The sequence below is a fragment of the Qipengyuania gaetbuli genome, from assembly GCF_020171365.1.
Classification (GTDB): Bacteria; Pseudomonadota; Alphaproteobacteria; order Sphingomonadales; family Sphingomonadaceae; genus Qipengyuania; species Qipengyuania gaetbuli_B.
Window position 1 is genome coordinate 1,329,669 of record NZ_JAIUZO010000002.1, and the last position, 16,915, is coordinate 1,346,583.

17 protein-coding genes are annotated in these 16,915 nt (G+C 65.6%); 9 read left to right on the top strand and 8 right to left on the bottom strand.

The features are described 5' to 3' along the window. The first annotated feature begins 1 nt into the window (after position 1). Genes hemB through LCL94_RS07170 form a run of 5 tightly spaced genes read left to right on the top strand, consistent with a single transcriptional unit; the run spans position 2 to position 2,916 of the window. Positions 2–1,000: a porphobilinogen synthase gene (gene hemB / locus LCL94_RS07150; RefSeq protein WP_224831605.1), complete on the top strand. Its 999-nt coding sequence runs from the start codon at positions 2–4 to the stop codon at positions 998–1,000. Further along, the gene (locus LCL94_RS07155; protein ID WP_224831606.1) at positions 993–1,541 is read left to right on the top strand and encodes a GNAT family N-acetyltransferase; all 549 of its coding nucleotides are present in this window, start codon (positions 993–995) and stop codon (positions 1,539–1,541) included. The genes hemB and LCL94_RS07155 overlap by 8 nt, the downstream gene beginning before the upstream one ends. Continuing rightward, complete coding sequence (locus tag LCL94_RS07160; protein ID WP_224831607.1) at positions 1,534–2,091, top strand: GNAT family N-acetyltransferase; 558 nt, start codon at positions 1,534–1,536, stop codon at positions 2,089–2,091. Before LCL94_RS07155 ends, LCL94_RS07160 begins: the two co-directional genes overlap by 8 nt. Beyond that, positions 2,073–2,654 (top strand): gamma carbonic anhydrase family protein, encoded by a 582-nt coding sequence (locus LCL94_RS07165; protein ID WP_224831608.1) that lies wholly within the window; start codon positions 2,073–2,075, stop codon positions 2,652–2,654. The genes LCL94_RS07160 and LCL94_RS07165 overlap by 19 nt, the downstream gene beginning before the upstream one ends. Continuing rightward, entirely contained in the window at positions 2,635–2,916 is a 282-nt protein-coding gene (locus LCL94_RS07170) for a DUF167 domain-containing protein (protein ID WP_224831609.1), read from the top strand. Before LCL94_RS07165 ends, LCL94_RS07170 begins: the two co-directional genes overlap by 20 nt. Here LCL94_RS07170 and LCL94_RS07175 read toward each other — a convergent pair. The 6 genes from LCL94_RS07175 to LCL94_RS07200 form a co-directional block, all read right to left on the bottom strand. Continuing rightward, positions 2,913–3,425, bottom strand: coding sequence for a DUF1993 domain-containing protein (locus LCL94_RS07175; protein ID WP_224831610.1), 513 nt, complete (start codon positions 3,423–3,425; stop codon positions 2,913–2,915). The two genes, LCL94_RS07170 and LCL94_RS07175, sit on opposite strands and share 4 nt — an antisense overlap. Before the next feature lie 39 nt (positions 3,426–3,464). Then, the gene (locus tag LCL94_RS07180) at positions 3,465–5,057 is read right to left on the bottom strand and encodes a cisplatin damage response ATP-dependent DNA ligase (RefSeq protein ID WP_224831611.1); all 1,593 of its coding nucleotides are present in this window, start codon (positions 5,055–5,057) and stop codon (positions 3,465–3,467) included. A gap of 2 nt (positions 5,058–5,059) precedes the next feature. Then, positions 5,060–6,064, bottom strand: coding sequence for a ligase-associated DNA damage response exonuclease (locus LCL94_RS07185; protein ID WP_224831612.1), 1,005 nt, complete (start codon positions 6,062–6,064; stop codon positions 5,060–5,062). Between the two features lie 34 nt (positions 6,065–6,098). After that, entirely contained in the window at positions 6,099–8,126 is a 2,028-nt protein-coding gene (locus LCL94_RS07190; protein ID WP_224831613.1) for an alpha/beta hydrolase family protein, read from the bottom strand. Between the two features lie 74 nt (positions 8,127–8,200). After that, positions 8,201–10,582, bottom strand: coding sequence for an ATP-dependent Clp protease ATP-binding subunit ClpA (clpA, locus tag LCL94_RS07195; protein ID WP_224831614.1), 2,382 nt, complete (start codon positions 10,580–10,582; stop codon positions 8,201–8,203). A gap of 142 nt (positions 10,583–10,724) precedes the next feature. Then, on the bottom strand, positions 10,725–10,925 hold the full coding sequence (locus tag LCL94_RS07200; protein WP_160608639.1) for a DUF1192 domain-containing protein: 201 nt from the start codon (positions 10,923–10,925) through the stop codon (positions 10,725–10,727). Between the two features lie 124 nt (positions 10,926–11,049). On the opposite strand from LCL94_RS07200, the gene LCL94_RS07205 reads away from it, so the two are divergent. From LCL94_RS07205 to LCL94_RS07220, 4 genes are all read left to right on the top strand, one after another. After that, positions 11,050–12,036, top strand: coding sequence for an NAD(P)H-quinone oxidoreductase (locus LCL94_RS07205; RefSeq protein WP_222555053.1), 987 nt, complete (start codon positions 11,050–11,052; stop codon positions 12,034–12,036). After that, positions 12,029–12,643 carry a glutathione S-transferase family protein gene (locus tag LCL94_RS07210; protein WP_224831615.1) on the top strand — a complete coding sequence of 205 codons (615 nt, stop codon included), beginning with the start codon at positions 12,029–12,031 and terminating at the stop codon, positions 12,641–12,643. The genes LCL94_RS07205 and LCL94_RS07210 overlap by 8 nt, the downstream gene beginning before the upstream one ends. Positions 12,644–12,760: 117 nt before the next feature. Further along, a complete protein-coding gene (locus LCL94_RS07215; protein WP_160608642.1) occupies positions 12,761–13,477 on the top strand; it encodes a DUF1013 domain-containing protein in 717 nt (238 codons plus the stop codon). A gap of 97 nt (positions 13,478–13,574) precedes the next feature. After that, a complete protein-coding gene (locus tag LCL94_RS07220) occupies positions 13,575–15,248 on the top strand; it encodes an AMP-binding protein (protein WP_224831616.1) in 1,674 nt (557 codons plus the stop codon). A gap of 78 nt (positions 15,249–15,326) precedes the next feature. On the opposite strand, the gene LCL94_RS07225 is transcribed toward LCL94_RS07220, so the two are convergent. Together LCL94_RS07225 and LCL94_RS07230 are read right to left on the bottom strand one after the other, a co-directional pair. After that, on the bottom strand, positions 15,327–15,716 hold the full coding sequence (locus LCL94_RS07225; protein WP_160608644.1) for a bactofilin family protein: 390 nt from the start codon (positions 15,714–15,716) through the stop codon (positions 15,327–15,329). 19 nt (positions 15,717–15,735) lie between these two features. Continuing rightward, entirely contained in the window at positions 15,736–16,821 is a 1,086-nt protein-coding gene (locus LCL94_RS07230) for a M23 family metallopeptidase (RefSeq protein ID WP_412070792.1), read from the bottom strand. Between the last annotated feature and the right edge of the window lie 94 nt (positions 16,822–16,915).

Below are 16,915 nucleotides of genomic sequence, written 5' to 3' on the forward strand. Positions count from 1 at the left end.
CATGACCAACGCTTCCTATCCCGCCACGCGGATGCGCCGCACACGCGCCCACGACTGGAGCCGCAGGATGCACCGCGAAACGGTGCTGACCCCGGCCGATCTCATCTGGCCGCTCTTTGTTACCGAAGGCACGGGGGTGGAAGAGCCGGTCGCCAGCCTGCCGGGCGTTTCACGCTGGTCGATCGACGGGATTGCGAAACGCGCACGGGAAGCGGCCGATCTCGGCATTCCCTGCATCGCGCTGTTCCCGAACACGCCGCAGGGCAAGCGGAGCGACGACGGGGCCGAAGCGCTCAACCCCGACAATCTCATGTGCCGTGCGATCAAGGCGGTGCGCGATGCCTGCGGCGGCGATATCGGCATCCTCACCGATGTGGCGCTCGATCCCTATACCAGCCACGGGCAGGACGGGCTGATCGATGCGAATGGCTATGTCCTCAACGACGACACCGTTGCCGTGCTGGTCGACCAGGCGGTTACTCAGGCGCAAGCCGGGGCCGATATCGTCGCGCCGTCCGACATGATGGACGGCCGCGTCAAGGCGATCCGCATGGCGCTGGAAATGAACGGCCATCCCAATGTCCAGATCATGAGCTACGCCGCGAAATACGCCTCGGCCTTCTACGGCCCGTTCCGTGACGCCGTGGGGTCCGGAGGCCTGCTGAAGGGCGACAAGAAGAGCTACCAGATGGACCCAGCGAACGGCGACGAGGCCCTGCGCGAAATCGCGCTCGACATCGCCGAAGGTGCGGACAGCGTCATGGTCAAGCCGGGCCTTGCCTATCTCGACGTGATCTGGCGCGCGAAGCAGGAATTCGGCGTGCCCGTCTTCGCCTACCAGGTCAGCGGCGAATACGCGCTGATCGAAGCGGGCGCGGCAGCCGGTGTCGGCGACCGCGAGGCGCTGCTCATGGAAAAGCTGGTCGCCTTCAAGCGCGCGGGCTGTTCGGGCGTGCTGACCTACCATGCGCCGCTGGCAGCCCGACTGCTGAATGGCTAAGTTCCGGCACGAAACCGAACGTCTTGTCCTGCGCGATTGGCGCGAGGAGGACTGGGCGCCGTTCTGGGCTGCTACCAACACGCCTGCCGTCATGCGCTGGCTGGGCGGGGTTGCCGACGATGCCAAGCGGCAGGGCGCACAGGACCGCCTGCTCTCCTACACCCGCGACCACGGCCACACCTTCTGGGTGGTCGAGCGCAAGGACGATGGCGCAATCCTCGGCTTTTGCGGGCTGAAGCGCTGCAACCAGCAGGGCGGTCCGATCGGCATGATGGAAGTGGGCTGGCGCCTGCGCGAAGATGCCTGGGGCAAGGGCTATGCGAAGGAAGCGGCCAAGGCCTCGCTCGACCTCGCTTTCGAGCGTTTCGGCGCGGACGAGGTCGTCGCGCTCACTGTCATGGGCAACGAGGGCAGCTGGGGGCTGATGAAACGGCTCGGCATGCGCCGGCGCGAGGATCTCGACTTCGCAAATGCCGATTTCGACAAGGATAACCCCGTCATCATCGTCTATTCGATCGCGCGGGACGAATGGCATGGCTGACATCATCGCCGAAACCGACCGCCTGATCCTGCGCACCATCGAGGAAAGCGACGCGGCCGAGCAATACCGCCTGCTCAACACGCCGACCGTCATGGCGCGGTTGGGCGGGCCGAAGGAACTGCACGAGATCGAGGCCAAGCACGCCAAGGCGATCCAGTGGTATGCCACCCGCGGCTTCAGCTTCCTGATGCTGGTCGAAAAGGACACGGGCGAACTGGTCGGCCATGCGGGCATCAAGCTGGTCGACAACCCGCTGGCCAGGAATCAGGGCGATCACGAGATCGGCTGGCTCATCCGCGAGGACCGCTGGCGGCGCGGCTATGCCGAAGAAGCGGTGCGCGCGATTCTCGACTGGGCCTTCGGGCGCGTGGGTGCACCGCATGTCGTCGCGCTGACCAGCGACCTCAACGTGGCCAGCTGGAAGCTGATGGAAAAGCTCGGCATGGTCCGGCGCGAAGATCTCGATTTCGAGGACCCGAACTTTCCGCCCGAAGACCGCAAGACTATCCTCTACAGCATGACCAAAGACCAATGGGAGAAGGCCCAGTGACCAGGCCCGGCGTCAATATCGTACCGATCCACGGCAAGACCCCGCAAATCCACGAGAGCGCGTTCATCGCGCCCGGTTGCACAATCATCGGGGACGTGACGATCGGGGCGGGAAGCTCGATCTGGTACAATTGCGTGCTGCGCGCGGACGTCAGCCGCATCGTCATCGGCGAACGGACCAATGTGCAGGACGGAAGCGTGCTCCATTGCGACCCCCCGCGCCCGGGCGATCCCGATGGCTCGCCGCTCATCATCGGCGACGACGTGCTGATCGGGCACATGGCAATGGTCCATGGCTGCCGGATCGAGGATCGCGGCTTCGTCGGCCTCGGCGCGATTGCCATGAACAAGGCGGTAATCGGCAGCGACGCCATGCTGGCAGCAGGCGCCATGCTGACCGAAGGCAAGGTCATGGGCGAACGCGAACTATGGGGCGGGCGCCCTGCGCGCAAGATGCGCGATCTCGACGACATGGCCGTGGCCGGCATGCGCATGGGCACGGCGCATTATGCCGAGAACGCGAAGCACCACGCTGCCGCCATCGATGAAGCGCTCAAGGACTGAGCTTCCCGAAGCCGGCGAACTGCTCGCCCTGCTCGATGATCGCCAGCGTCTCGCCGTCCGGGTCACGCCGGGCGCAAGGAGCGAGGCGGTGACGATCGAGGAGGGCCGCGTGCTCGTGAAAGTGCGCGCCAAGCCGCAGGACGGTGCGGCGAACGATGCCGTTATCCGGCTGCTCGCTCTGGTACTCGACATAGCGCCGTCGCGCATCGAGATGTTGCGCGGCGCAACTTCGCGCGAGAAGCTTTTCCGGGTCGAGCCCTAGCCTGCAGGCCGCGCATAGCGCGCAAGGAAGCCGACGAAATCGATCTTGCCCAGTTCCACGCCTTCCTTGCGCAGGATGGCGTAGGCCGTTGCCGCGTGGAAGTAGAAGTTGGGCATCGTCCAGTCGCGCAGGTATTCGTGCGCGGCCATAACGAAGCGCATGCCGTTGGGCAGGGTCATGTCGATTTCCGCATCATGCGCCGCGGCTTCGCGTTCACCGGCAGAAGCCACATGCCCGCGTGCCGTGGCTAGCATGGCGCGGACCTCGTCGAAGCTGGCAAGCGCCGTCTCTTCGTGCGGGATTTCCATGCCCCACACCCGGCCGAGCGCCATGTAGACCTGGTTCACCGCGATGCGGAATTGCGATTCCAGCGGGAGCATGTCCTCGGCAAGCCGCCCCTCGGCCAGTCGCCCGTCGGACACTCCGGCCTTCTGGGCCTTGGCCGCAAGATGGTCGAGCGTAGCTAGAATATTGCCGAAAGTGGCGATTGCGGCGGACGAATAGGACATGGTTCTCTCCCGTGAGGTTTTGGGAGAGGTAGGGCTGTCTCAGCCCTGGATCAACGACCGCAGCGCATCGATCCGGTCCGCTTCGTGCGGCGGCTTGTCCCAGCGGATGCGATGGATGCGCGGGAAGCGCATGGCGAGGCCCGACTTGTGCCGCTTGCTTTCGTGCACGCTGTCGAAGGCGACCTCGAACACCAGGCTCCGGTCGGTCTCGCGCACCGGGCCGAAGCGGTTGACGGTATTCTGGCGCACGTGGCGGTCGAGCTTCTTCAGCTCCTCGTCGGTGAAGCCCGAATAGGCCTTGCCCACCGGCAACAGGTCCGCGCCCTGGTCCGGGTCGCCGTCCCAGCAGCCGAAAGTGTAGTCGGAATAGAAGCTCGATCGCTTGCCGCTGCCGCGCTGGGCATACATCAGCACGCAATCGACCAGCAGCGGATCGCGCTTCCATTTGTACCAGAATCCCACGCGTCGCCCGGCGATATAGGGGCTGTCCTTGCGCTTGAGCATCAGCCCTTCGATCGCATCGTCGCGGCTGCCTTCGCGGATCTGCGCGAGGTGCTCGAAGTCGCGCGCCTCGACCACGCTGCTGATATCGAAATGGCTGTCCGGCAGGCGCGCCATCAGCGCCTCGAGCCGCGAGCGCCGCGCGGTCCATGCGCGTTCGCGCAAATCCTCGCCTTCGACGATCAGGGCGTCATAGAGGCGCACGAAGGCCGGAAATTCGGTGAGCATCTTCTTCGACACGGTCTTGCGCCCGAGCCGTTGCTGCAGCGCATTGAAGCTGGCCGCTCCGCCTTCTTCACCGCCTTGGTGCGACCCGCGCACGAGCAGTTCGCCGTCGAGCACCGCGTTGAAGGGCAGCACTTCGAGCAATTCGGGGAAGGTCGCGGAAATATCGTCGCCCGAGCGCGAATAGAGCCGCGTCTCGCCGCCGGCGCGCACCAGCTGCACGCGGATGCCGTCCCATTTCCACTCTGCCGCATAGTCTGCAAGGTCGACCACCGTGTCCTCGAGCGGGTGGGCGAGCATGAAGGGGCGGAAGGTCGGCAGGTTCTCGGTATCGGGCGGGGCCTTTCCGTGCGCGGCCCAGTCGAACAGGTCGGCATAGGGCGGCTGGAGCCCGTGCCAGTACTCCTCCACCTCGTCGACCGACACGTCGAATGCCTGCGCGAAGGCGGTCTTGGCGAGCCGGCTCGAAACGCCGATGCGCATCCCCCCGGTCGCCAGCTTGAGCAGTGCATAGCGGCCCGAGGCATCGAGCCGGTCGAGCAGCCTGGGAAGTTCCGTCACCACGCTCTTGCGCGTCATGGCCGAGAGCAGGTCGACCGTTTCGCTGACACTTGGCGGGGAGGGTGGATCGTCGGGAGCGGGCCACAGCAGGCTCGCCGTCTCTGCCGTATCGCCGACGAAATCGCGGCTCAGCGTCCACAGCACCGGATCGACGCGCTCCTGCATCAGATTGCGGATCGTCGAGCTTTTGACGGCCGGAAAGTCGAGCCCGTCGGACAGCGCTGCCAGCGCCCAGCCACGATCGGGGTCGGGCGTCGCGCGCAGATACTCCGCGATCAGCCGCAGCTTCTCGTTGCGGGAGCGCGTGTAGACCAGCGCATCGACCAGGCCGGCGAATTCTTCCACGCCTAGTCGTCCTCGTCTTCATAGCCGACCAGTGCCAGCGCACGTGCACGGCGCTGGTGGAGCTGGCACCAGCGCAGCAGCGCGTCCTCGCGGCCGTGGGTAATCCAGTTCTCCTGCGCGCCGACTTCCTCGATCGTACGGGTCAGTTCGCCCCAGTCGGCGTGGTCGGAAATGACCAGTGGCAGCTCGACATTGCGCTGGCGGGCGCGCTGGCGCACGCGCATCCACCCGCTCGCCATGGCAGTGATGGGATCGGGCAGGCGCCGGCTCCAGCGGTCGTTGAGGGCGCTGGGAGGGCACACGACGATGGCGCCGCGCATATCGTCCTTGGAATAGTCCGAGACGAGCCGGAGTTCGCCGAGGTCCACGCCGTGTTCCTCGTAAAGGCGGCACATTTTCTCCATCGCACCGTGGAGGTAGATCGGGTCGCGGTGCCCGGCGCGCCGCAACTCCGCGATGACCCTCTGCGCCTTGCCCAGCGCATAGGCACCGACCAGCACGCAGCGGTCGGGATGCGCGGCGAGCCGATCGAGGAGCTTGACCATCTCCTCCTCGATCGGCGGGTGAGTGAACAACGGCAGGCCAAAAGTCGCCTCGGTGATGAAGATGTCGCACTTCGTCACTTCGAAAGGCGCACAGGTGGGATCGGCGCGGCGCTTGTAATCGCCCGTCACCACCACGCGCTCGCCCGCGTGTTCGAGCAGGATCTGCGCGCTGCCCAGCACATGGCCTGCCGGCACATAGGTCGCATCGACCCCGCCGGGCAGGCGGATCGTCTCGCCATAGGCGACCGGTGTCGCCCCGGCAGAAGTCGCGTAGCGCAACTTCATGATCGCCAGCGTCTCGGGCGTGGCCACCGTCTGGCCGTGCCCGCCGCGCGCATGGTCGGCGTGGCCATGCGTCACCAGCGCCTTGTCGACCGCGCGCGAAGGATCGACCCAGCAGTCTGCGGGGACGATATGGATGCCGTGCGGCTCGGGTCGGATCCAGGAAAAGGGGGCGGCCATCCCCGCACCAACGGCAGGGAGGCGCACCGGTTTCCTATTTGTCCTTGTACTTGTCGAACCAGGCGATGACCGCCGCACCCTTCGCCGCTTGCTGGCTCGGACTCATGGTGAGATCGCTATGGCTTGCGCCGGGCATCACGACCAGCGCGGTGTCGACGCCCAGCACCTTCAGCGCACCGTAGAACTGCTCGGCCTCGCTGCGCGGGGTGCGATAGTCCTCCTCGCCCACCAGCATCAGCGTCGGGGTCTTGATGTTGGCCGCATTGGCGAGCGGCGAACGGCGCCAGTAGTCCTCGGGCCGCTCCCACGGCTGGCCTTTCATCCAGTACTTGCCGAAGAAGGCATAGCCGTCGCTCATCAGGGCCATGTTGGTCCAGTTGATCACCGGCTTGTAGGAGGCGGCCGCAGCGAAGCGGTCGGTCTTGCCGACGATCCATGCGGTCAGGATGCCGCCGCCCGATCCGCCGGTGACGAAGAGGTTGTCCGCATCGGCATAGCCCGCGGCAACCGCTGCATCGACTGCGGCCATCAGCTCGTCATGGTTGGAGATCGGATAATTGCCCTCGATCCGGTCGGCAAAGGCCTGGCCGTAGCCTGTCGAACCACCCGGATTGGTATAGAGCGTGGCGTAACCTGCAGAGGCGTAGATCTGGTAATCCGAGGAGAAGCTCGGGCCGTAACCGGCATAGGGGCCGCCGTGAATCTCGAGGATCATCGGCAGCGGCTTGCCTTCCTGCCAGTCGGCGGGAAGCACGATCCAGCTGGGGATCTTCGTCCCGTCCGCCGCCGTGACCTGCAGTTCGCGCACCTGTGCGAGGCGCTTGCCCGACAGTTTCAGGTCGTTGAGCGAGGTCAGGCGCGTGGCCTTGCCGCTGCGGAGCACCGATACGTCGGAGGGCCTCAAGGTGCTGCCGCTGGTGTAGGCGAGCACGCCGCCATCGGACACGCTCCACTGCCCGCCCGCATAGGGGCGCGTGTAATAGGTATCGACCAGCTCCGCGCCGAGCGGGCTGACGCTGCCGCCCAGCGATACCTTGGCGACCTTGTAGGTGCCCTCGTCCTCGTAGCCTGCGAAAAGGCCCGCGGCGTTCCATTCGAGCGAGGTCACGTCGCGGTCGAAACCGCTGGCGATCCGGCGCTTGTTCGACCCGTCGCGGTCCATCACGTAGATGCCGTTCTGGACATAGGCCATCGCCTGGTCGTCATAACCGAGATAGGCGATCTGCCGTCCGTCGGGCGAGACCTGCGGATTGGCATCGGGACCGTCGCGGTCGGTCAGCGCGGTAATCGCGCCCGAGGTCACGTCGATCGCATAGACTTCGCTGTCGACACCGCTCAGTTCCCAGTCCTCGTCGCGATTGCCGCTGATGAGGATGGTGCGCCCGTCGGGCGTCCATTCTAGCCCGCCGCCGTGATTGCGGTCGCCATGGGTCAGCTGGCGCGGCGCTCCGCCGACCGCATCGACGAGGAAGACCTGCGTGAATCCCGGCGTGAGGTAACCGGCCCCGTCATAGCGATAGGTCACGCGGTCGATTATCTGCGGGCCCGGCTTCCACTTGGCGCCTTCGGGCGGCGAAAGCGGCGAGCCCAGCTTCAGCGGTTCGGACGGGATATCGGCCGAATAGGCGATGCGCTTGCCGTCGGGCGACCAGGCCAGCGATTGGGGCGCGCCGGGCAGGGCGGTGATGTTCGCGCTCTGCCCGCTCGCCATCCAGCGCACGTGCAGTTCGGGCCCGCCGCCGCTCTGGGTCGAGACATAGGCGAGGCGATCGCCGCCCGGCGACCAGCGCGGGCTGGAGTGCGATCCCTCGCCCGTCACCAGCGGCGTTTCCGCTCCGCTCGCCACGTCGATCATCCAGATCGAGGAAACCGCGGCATCGGTCATGATATCGTTGGTCCGGCGCACATAGGCGATGCGCTTGCCGTCCGGGCTGATCTGCGGATCGGCAGCCACGCTGAGGCCGAACAGGTCCTCTGCGGTAAAGGCCGGGCTGGGCGCATCCTGCGCATAGGCCGGTGCGGCAAGCGCCAGACCGAGCGCGGCGAAACAGGCGTATCTCATGAAAAAACCTCCCCTGCGGCAACAGGGGAGGTTCAATCACACGGGAACGATTCTGGCTAGAGCGGGCGAGCCGCTCAGCTTTCACCCTTGGTTTCGCTGGTGTCGGCCTCGGGCTTCTTCTTGGGCGCGGCCTTCTTCTTCGCCGCGGGCTTGCCCTTGGGCTTGGCCTTGGCCTTGGGCGGTGCGGGCGTCAGTTCGAAGCTCGGCTTGCCGTCTTTCAGGGTCACCGCAACCTCGCCGCCGTCGGCCAGCTTGCCGAACAGCAGTTCCTCGGCCAGCGGCTGCTTGATCTTTTCCTGGATCAGGCGGCCCATCGGGCGCGCGCCGTAGAGCTTGTCGTAACCCTTGTCGGCGAGCCAGGCGCGGCTTTCCTTGTCGAACTGGATGTCGACGTTCTGTTCGGCCAGCTGCAGTTCGAGCTGGAGGATGAACTTGTCGACCACGCGCGCGACGGTCTGCTTGCCGAGATAGGCAAACGGCACGATCGCATCGAGACGGTTGCGGAATTCGGGGGTGAACATGCGCTTCACCGCCTCTTCGCTGGCATCTTCCTTGCTCACGTCTCCGAAGCCGATACCCTGGCGCGCCATGTCGGACGCGCCGGCATTGGTCGTCATGATGAGCACCACGTTGCGGAAGTCGACCGTCTTGCCGTGGTGGTCGGTCAGGCGGCCGTTATCCATCACCTGCAGCAGGATGTTGAACAGGTCCGGATGCGCTTTCTCGATTTCGTCGAGCAGGAGGACGCAGTGCGGGTTCTGGTCAACCGCATCGGTTAAAAGTCCGCCCTGGTCGTAACCAACATAACCCGGAGGCGCGCCGATCAGGCGGCTGACCGAGTGGCGTTCCATGTATTCCGACATGTCGAAGCGCTTGAGCTCGATGCCCATGATGCTGGCGAGCTGGCGGGCGACCTCGGTCTTGCCGACGCCGGTCGGGCCGGAGAACAGGAACGAGCCGATCGGCTTGTCCGGATCGCGCAGGCCTGCACGGCTCAGCTTCATCGCGGTCGACAGTCTCTCGACCGCGGCGTCCTGACCGAAGACCACGTGCTTCAGGTCGCGCTCGAGGTTTTCGAGTGCCTTCTTGTCGTCGCTCGATACCGACTTGGGCGGGATGCGCGCCATGGTCGCGATCACGGCCTCGATTTCCTTGGCGGTGATCTTCTTCTTGCGGCGGCTGGGCGGTACCAGCATCTGCATCGCGCCGACCTCGTCGATCACGTCGATCGCCTTGTCGGGCAGCTTGCGGTCGTTGATGTAGCGCGCTGACAGCTCGACAGCGGTCTTGATCGCATCGGGCGTGTACTTGACCTTGTGGTGGTCCTCGAACGCGCTGCGCAGGCCCTGGAGGATCTTGATCGTATCCTCGATGGTCGGCTCGTTCACGTCGATCTTCTGGAATCGGCGCAGCAGCGCGCGGTCCTTTTCGAAGTGATTGCGGAATTCCTTGTAGGTGGTCGAACCGATGCAGCGGATCGCACCGCTCGACAGCGCCGGCTTCAACAGGTTCGAGGCGTCCATCGCCCCGCCGCTGGTCGCACCCGCACCGATCACCGTGTGGATTTCGTCGATGAAGAGGATCGCGTCGGGCATGCCCTCGAGCTCGTTGACGACCTGCTTCAGCCGCTCCTCGAAATCGCCACGATAGCGCGTGCCGGCCAGGAGCGCGCCCATGTCGAGCGAGTAGATCACCGCATCGAGCAGAACCTCGGGCACGTCGCCTTCGACGATTTTGCGCGCGAGGCCTTCCGCGATGGCGGTCTTGCCCACGCCCGGATCGCCCACGTAGAGCGGGTTGTTCTTCGACCGGCGGCACAGGATTTGCACGGTGCGGTCGACTTCGGGGCCGCGGCCGATCAGCGGGTCGACCTTGCCGGCTTCCGCCTTGGCGTTGAGGTTGACGGTGAACTGGTCGAGCGCGGTTTCCTTCTTGTCGGCGGGCTTGGCCTGTTCGGTCGCCTCGTTGCCCTGCGCTTCTTCCGCGCCCTGCGGGGGACGCGCTTCGACCTGCTTGCCGCCCTTGCCGATGCCGTGGCTGATGAAGCTCACCGCGTCGAGCCGGCTCATGTCCTGCTGCTGCAGGAAATAGACCGCATAGCTGTCGCGTTCGGAAAACAGCGCCACCAGCACATTCGCGCCGGTCACCGTGTCCTTGCCCGAAGACTGGACGTGCAGGATGGCGCGCTGGATCACGCGCTGGAAACCGGCGGTCGGCTGCGGATCCGCGCCGTCGTCGGACTTCAGCGACTGGTATTCCTGTTCGAGGTACTGCGTCACCACTGCCGTCAGCTCGCCCAGGTCGACACCGCAGGCGGTCATGACCTGCGCTGCGTCCTCGTCGCCGATCAGCGCCAGCAGCAGGTGTTCGAGCGTCGCATATTCATGGCGACGTTCGCCCGCATCGCTAAGCGCGGCGTGGAGGGTCTTTTCGAGGTTGGCAGCGAAACTTGGCATTCGGATCCTACTTTCGAGGGACTCGCAGAAGGGCGAGACAGGGTGAGCCTAGGGTATCAAGCTTGACGAAAGCTGACCGGACGGCAGCGTGGGAAAGCGATATGGGAAGCGGGCGGCGCAATTTCAGCCCCCCGCTCACGCCCTAGCCCTTTCGCCCGAACAGGGCGTCGGCCGCATCGCGGTGTGCGGCGGCTTTGAGGCGGTGTTTCTCGACGCGGGCGATTTCGTCCTCGAGCAGGCGGATCCGCTCTTCCAGTTCGTCGATCGAATAGGGGGACAGGTCCTCTGCGGCGAGCTTGCTCGCGGCGTCGCCCTTGGGGCGCGGACGGTCGTCGTCATCCATGGGGCCATGCTCTTCCTTTGGGCGGTTGCTGTCAACACGCTCAGACGGTAATGCACCGCCGCGTGGCGCAGGGGCCACGATTTTGCGACGGGGGCGATACTTGGCCGACAATCCGCCGGAAACGATGACCGCAATGGGTTTCGATGCACCCGGCGGGCCGGAGGTCTTCCGCCCCGAAACGCTGCCCGTGCCGGTCCCCGGTCCGATGCAGGTGCTGATCAAGGTCGACCATGCCGGCGTGAACCGCCCCGACGTGATCCAGCGGCAGGGCTTCTACCCGCCGCCGCCGGGCGCCTCGCCCATTCCCGGGCTGGAGGTGTCGGGCACCGTCGTCGCCATCGGCGAAGGGGCCGCGCCTGAAATGCTCAACCGGCGCGTCTGCGCACTGGTGTCGGGCGGGGGCTATGCCGAATATTGCCTCGCCCATGCCGGCCACTGCCTCCATGTCCCGCACGGCATGGACATGGCCGCCGCCGCAGCCATTCCCGAAACGCTGTTCACCGTGTGGCACAATGTGTTCGAGCGCGGCTGGGCGCGCGATGGCGAGACCCTGCTGGTCCATGGCGGGACCAGCGGCATCGGCACCATGGCGATCCAGCTGGCCAAGGAATTCGGCCTCAGCGTCGTCACTACCGCTGGCAGCGAGGACAAGTGCGAGGCCGCGCGCCGTGTCGGCGCGGACCTTGCGATCAACTACAAGGCCGAGGATTTCGTCGAGAAGGTCAATGCCTTTACCGATGGCCGCGGTGCCGACGTGGTGCTCGACATGGTCTCGGGCGATTACGTGCAGCGCAATCTCGACTGCCTCGCAGTGGACGGGCGGCACGTGACCATCGCTGTGCTCGGCGGGCTCAAGGCCGAAATCAACATGGCCAAGCTGATGAGCAAGCGGCAGACCATGACCGGCTCCACGCTGCGTCCACGCTCGGACGAGTTCAAGGCGCTGCTCGCCGACGAGATCTACAACCATGCCTGGCCGCTGTTCGAGGACGGGACCATTGCACCGGTGATGGACGAGATTTTCCCGCTGGCAGAGGTTTCCGCTGCCCATGCGCGGATGGAAGCGGGCGATCATATCGGCAAGATCGTCCTCAAGGTCGGCAATGGCTGAGTACACGCTCCACGAGGATCCGCGCAGCGGCAATTGCTACAAGATCAAGCTGACCGCCGCGCTGGTGGGCGTGCCGCTGGCCCTGCGCCAGTACGACATCATGGCAGGCGAAACGCGCACCGCCGAATTCCTTGAACAGGTCAATCCCAACGGGCGTATCCCGGTCCTGCAGGTGGACGATCGCTTCCTGCCCGAAAGCAATGCCGCCTGCTGGTACCTGGCCGAAGGCAGCGCGCTGGTTCCCGAAGCGCGGTTCGAGCGTGCGGACATGCTGCGCTGGATGTTCTTCGAACAGTACAGCCACGAACCCAATATCGCGACCTTGCGCTTCTGGCTGCATTTCGTGGGCGAGGCGAAGCTGACCGAACAGCAGGATGCGCAAATCATGGCCAAGCGTATCGCCGGCTGCGAGGCGCTGGCGCTGATGGACGCACATCTCGCCACGCGCGACTGGTTCGTCGGCGACAGTGTCACGCTCGCCGACATCGCGCTCTATGCCTATACCCATGTCGCGGGCGACGGCGGCTTCAAGCTGGAGGAATATCCGGCGATCCGAGCATGGCTGGCACGGGTCGAGGGATTGCCCGGCTATGTCGCCATGGCCTGAGCCGGCGGGCGCGCGTTGCGCCTTGCCGAATCCGCGCCTCTCGCCTACATGGGCGGGGCAATGGCCGCTCCGCGAGGGGCGGCCCTTCTATTTTCAAGTCTGAGAAAAGGCGATTTCATGGCCGACCAACCCACTCCGCTGATGCCGCACGCGACCGCCACCTGGCTGGTCGACAACACCGGCCTCTCGTTCGAGCAGATCGCCGAATTCTGCGGCCTCCACATCCTCGAAGTGCAGGCCATGGCCGACGACCTGGCGGGCAGCAAGTACACCGGCCGTGACCCGCTCCATTCGGGCGAACTGACGCAGGCCGAAATCGACCGCGGCCAGGCCGATCCGGAATACCGCCTCAAGATGCAGCGCGCGCCCGTCGCCGTCAGCCGCACCAAGGGCCCGCGCTACACGCCCGTGTCCAAGCGCCAGGACAAGCCGGACGGCATCGCCTGGATCCTGCGCAACCACCCCGAAGTCTCGGACGCGCAGGTGTCCAAGCTGATCGGCACCACGCGCAACACGATCACCGCGATCCGCGAGCGTAGCCACTGGAACATCCAGAACATCAATCCCAAGGATCCGGTCACGCTCGGCCTGTGTTCGCAGCGTGAACTCGACGCTGTCGTCGCCAAGGCCGCCAAGAAGGCCGGCATCGAAGGCGCTGCAGCCGTGGCGGATTCGGGCAGCGACCGCGAAAAGCTGATCGAGGAACTGCGCGCCGAACGCGACGCCAATGAAAAGGCCGCCGCCGAAGCCGCACAGGAAGCCGAGGCCGAGGAATGGCTCCGCGCCAAGCGTGCCGCCGAGGAAGAAGGCGAAGCACCCGCCGAAGAAGCCTGACGGCACAAGGCATAGCCAATTCGAAGGGCGGGCGAGGCAGATGGCTTCGCCCGCCCTTTTTGCTTGCGTTTAGGGGCAGATAGGCCATGTTACTGACATGGATGTAAGCAAGCTGCCCAATTATCATCCCGTGCCGTGGGACACGCGTTTTGAAGCCATCGCGCTGCCCGACATGTTCGCGCGCACGGCGACCGCCGCGCCGGATGCGCCGCTGCTGCATTTCCTCGGCCGCACCTACCCCTATTCCGAACTGCACGAGCAGGCCCGACGGTTCGCGCTCGGCCTGATCGCCCGCGGCATCGCGCCCGGCGACCGGGTCGGCCTGTTCCTGCCCAACGTGCCCAGCTATGTCGCGGCCTATTACGGCGCCATGCTGGCAGGCGCGGTGGTGGTGAATTTCTCCCCGCTCTACTCGGTCGATGAACTCAGCACACAGGTCGCCGACAGCGGCACGCGCCTGCTGGTGACGGTGGACGTGCCCGAGCTCTACGGCACGGCGGAAAAGGTGCTCCACGCCTCGCAGCTCGAAACGCTCGTGGTAAGCTCGCTTTCGGGCATGCTGCCGAAGCTGAAAGGCCTGGCCCTCAAGCTCTTTGCGCGCAGCAAGATCGCCAAGGTCGCCTATGGCGACGGGGTAATCGCGTGGGACGTTCTCCTATCGCAAGGCTCTGCCAGCAAGGCCGCGCTGCCTCCGCTCGATCCGCAGGGCCTCGCGTTGCTGCAGTATACCGGCGGGACCACGGGCACGCCCAAGGGCGCGATGCTGACCCACGCCAATCTGTCGATCAATGCGCTGCAGACAGCCGGGCTCAATCCTTTCGGAGATCCTGCGGGCGAGGTCTTCATGGGCGCGCTGCCGTTCTTCCATGTCTTCGCCAATACCGCGCTGCTCAACCACGCAGTGGTGACCGGTGCATCGATCGCCATGGTCCCGCGCTTCGACACGAAGCAGGTGCTGCAGACGATCGAGAAATACGGGGCCACCGGCTTCCCCGGCGTGCCGACCATGTTCCAGGCCCTGCTCGACCATCCGGACCTCGCGAAGACCGACCTTTCGACGCTCAAGGTCTGTATTTCGGGCGGCGCGCCGCTGCCCGGCCCGCTGCGCGAGAAGTTCGAGGCGGCCACCGGCGTGCGATTGGTAGAGGGCTACGGCCTCACCGAAAGTTCAGGCGTGGTCTCGGCCAACCCCTACGAAGGCAAGCGCAAGCCCGGCACCATCGGGCAGGTCGTCATGGGGACCGAAGTGCTGCTGCTCGACAAGGAGGATCCAGAGGTGATCGCCCCTGCCGGCGAACCGGGCGAACTGGCGCTGCACGGCCCGCAGATCATGCAGGGCTACTGGAACCGGCCCGACGCGGCGAAGGACGTGTTCGTCGAGCATTTCGGCAAGCGCTGGCTGCGCACCGGCGACGTGGCCACGGTGGACGAGGAAGGCTTCCTCGCCATCGTCGACCGGATCAAGGACATGATCGCGGTGGGCGGTTTCAAGGTCTTCCCCAGCCAGGTGGAAGACGTGCTGCTCGAGCACGAAGCGGTCAAGGAAGCGCTCGTGATCGGCGTTCCGGATGAATACCTCGGCGAATGCCCCAAGGCCTATGTCACGTTGAACTCCGGCGAAGGCGCCACCGGCGATGCCCTGCGCGAATGGCTCAACGCCCGCATCGGCAAGCACGAGCGCGTTTGCGACGTCGTCATCCGCGAAGACTTGCCCAAGACCATGATCGGCAAGCTCGATCGCAAGGCCCTTCGCGCCGAAGTCCTCGACTGAGGCGCACACAAGAAGAAGGCCGCCCTGCGCCGTGCGCAGGACGACCTTCGTCCTCTCCTAGCTTGTCTGCCGCGCCGCTCAGTTGGCGACGGAAAGCTCCGGCTGCTTGGCCTGCTGCGCGGGGGCAGCGGCCTTCACCGACTTGTCGCGGTGGGCGAAACGCCCTTCGACCTGCGCGCCCTGTTCGATGGTCAGCGCGTCGTAATAGACGTCGCCGGTAATCTTCGCGCTCTTCAGGATGACCAGTTCGCGCGCCGTGATCGAACCGTTGACCGTGCCGGCCAGGCGGGCGGTTTCCGCCTTCACGCCGCCGGTGATCGTGCTGGTTTCGCCCTGCACCAGGCTGGAGCAGGCGATGTCGCCTTCCACGCTGCCGTCGATATGCAGGTCGGCCGAAGCCTTGATGTCGCCCTTGATAGCGAGATCGGAACCGAGAACGGAGAAGGTCGAATTGCTCTTGCTGGCCATGGGAATGCTGCGTCCGGAATTAGTGGGCGTCGGCGAGCTCAGGGGCTCGGCGGATTTCTTCGAGAACATGGGGGGCGGTCTCCAGGAAAGTACGCGGGTTGACCGCGCGATTGTTGATCCGGACCTCGAAGTGGAGGTGCGGACCGGTCGAGCGACCCGTGCTGCCGATGGCACCGATGGTCTGGCCCGGCAAGACCTGCTGTCCAACCTTGGCATTGAACTTCGACATGTGCGCATAGCGCGTCATCAGGCCGTTGCCATGGGCGATTTCGACCGTGTTGCCGTAGCCGCCCTTGCGGCCGACGAAGGTGACGCGGCCCTTGGCGGCGGCGTAGATCGGGGTGCCGGTGGCGCCCTTGAAGTCGAGGCCGCTGTGCATTGCGGCACGGCCGTTGAAAGGGTCGCGGCGATAGCCGAAGCCCGACGAGATCAGGTCCTTGCGAGCCGGGGCGAACTGCGGGACGCCTTCGAGCGCCTGCTCGAGCGCGGCCATGCGCGCCATCGACAGGCCGAGGCGTTCGAAGCGCGGATCGATCGAGCCGTCGGCATCGGTAGCGAGCCCTTCGAGCGGACCACCCATCGCCTGGTTGCGGCTGGAACGGATCACCTGGGCGGGATTGAGCTGGAGCTGCTTGAGCGCATCGGCGGCACGCTGGGCGCGCCAGTCGGCATAGCGGGTGAGGCCTTCGACCACGGCAAGCTGGCGGGCTTCGATGCGGGCGAGTTCCGCAGCCTGCGGAAATGCGGCGCTGACCTTCTCGACCGTGGCGGCGGCTTCGCCGGAGCTGTCGGAAACGGTAGTCTCGACCTTCATTTCCTCGGGCAGCAGCTCGGCCACGCCCTCGATGAATTCCATCCGGCGGTCGAGGTCGGCGCTGACTTCCTCGAGATTGTCGCCATAGGCGGCGAGGCGTTCTTCCGAGGTCGCGACCTTGGCTTCGCGGTCGAGCAGCGAGAGGCGGTCCGAAGCGGCGCGGTACTGCGCCCAGCCGGCGACCGCCATCGACACCGCCCACACGAACAGCACCGCCACGGCGATTGCCGCAGCGGTCATCTGCACACGCGAGGAGATGGTGATGAAGCGGACCTGGCCTTCGGAGCGCATGAAGAACTCGCGATCCGGGAACCAGCTCTTGATACGGGCGATGCGACCGCCCTGTGCGATGTTGTTATCCAAAACGACCCGTCCCTTGGTCTTT

Coding starts and splice junctions, on each gene's coding strand:
- LCL94_RS07165 (WP_224831608.1), top strand. CDS start 2,073: ATGGGAGAAGGCCCAGTGACCAGGCCCGGCGTCAATATCGTACCGATC.
- LCL94_RS07200 (WP_160608639.1), bottom strand. CDS start 10,925: ATGGATGACGACGACCGTCCGCGCCCCAAGGGCGACGCCGCGAGCAAG.
- LCL94_RS07205 (WP_222555053.1), top strand. CDS start 11,050: ATGACCGCAATGGGTTTCGATGCACCCGGCGGGCCGGAGGTCTTCCGC.
- LCL94_RS07210 (WP_224831615.1), top strand. CDS start 12,029: ATGGCTGAGTACACGCTCCACGAGGATCCGCGCAGCGGCAATTGCTAC.
- LCL94_RS07220 (WP_224831616.1), top strand. CDS start 13,575: ATGGATGTAAGCAAGCTGCCCAATTATCATCCCGTGCCGTGGGACACG.
- LCL94_RS07175 (WP_224831610.1), bottom strand. CDS start 3,425: ATGTCCTATTCGTCCGCCGCAATCGCCACTTTCGGCAATATTCTAGCT.
- clpA (WP_224831614.1), bottom strand. CDS start 10,582: ATGCCAAGTTTCGCTGCCAACCTCGAAAAGACCCTCCACGCCGCGCTT.
- LCL94_RS07230 (WP_412070792.1), bottom strand. CDS start 16,821: ATGCGCTCCGAAGGCCAGGTCCGCTTCATCACCATCTCCTCGCGTGTG.
- LCL94_RS07185 (WP_224831612.1), bottom strand. CDS start 6,064: ATGGCCGCCCCCTTTTCCTGGATCCGACCCGAGCCGCACGGCATCCAT.
- LCL94_RS07170 (WP_224831609.1), top strand. CDS start 2,635: ATGAAGCGCTCAAGGACTGAGCTTCCCGAAGCCGGCGAACTGCTCGCC.
- hemB (WP_224831605.1), top strand. CDS start 2: ATGACCAACGCTTCCTATCCCGCCACGCGGATGCGCCGCACACGCGCC.
- LCL94_RS07155 (WP_224831606.1), top strand. CDS start 993: ATGGCTAAGTTCCGGCACGAAACCGAACGTCTTGTCCTGCGCGATTGG.
- LCL94_RS07190 (WP_224831613.1), bottom strand. CDS start 8,126: ATGAGATACGCCTGTTTCGCCGCGCTCGGTCTGGCGCTTGCCGCACCG.
- LCL94_RS07160 (WP_224831607.1), top strand. CDS start 1,534: ATGGCTGACATCATCGCCGAAACCGACCGCCTGATCCTGCGCACCATC.
- LCL94_RS07225 (WP_160608644.1), bottom strand. CDS start 15,716: ATGGCCAGCAAGAGCAATTCGACCTTCTCCGTTCTCGGTTCCGATCTC.
- LCL94_RS07215 (WP_160608642.1), top strand. CDS start 12,761: ATGGCCGACCAACCCACTCCGCTGATGCCGCACGCGACCGCCACCTGG.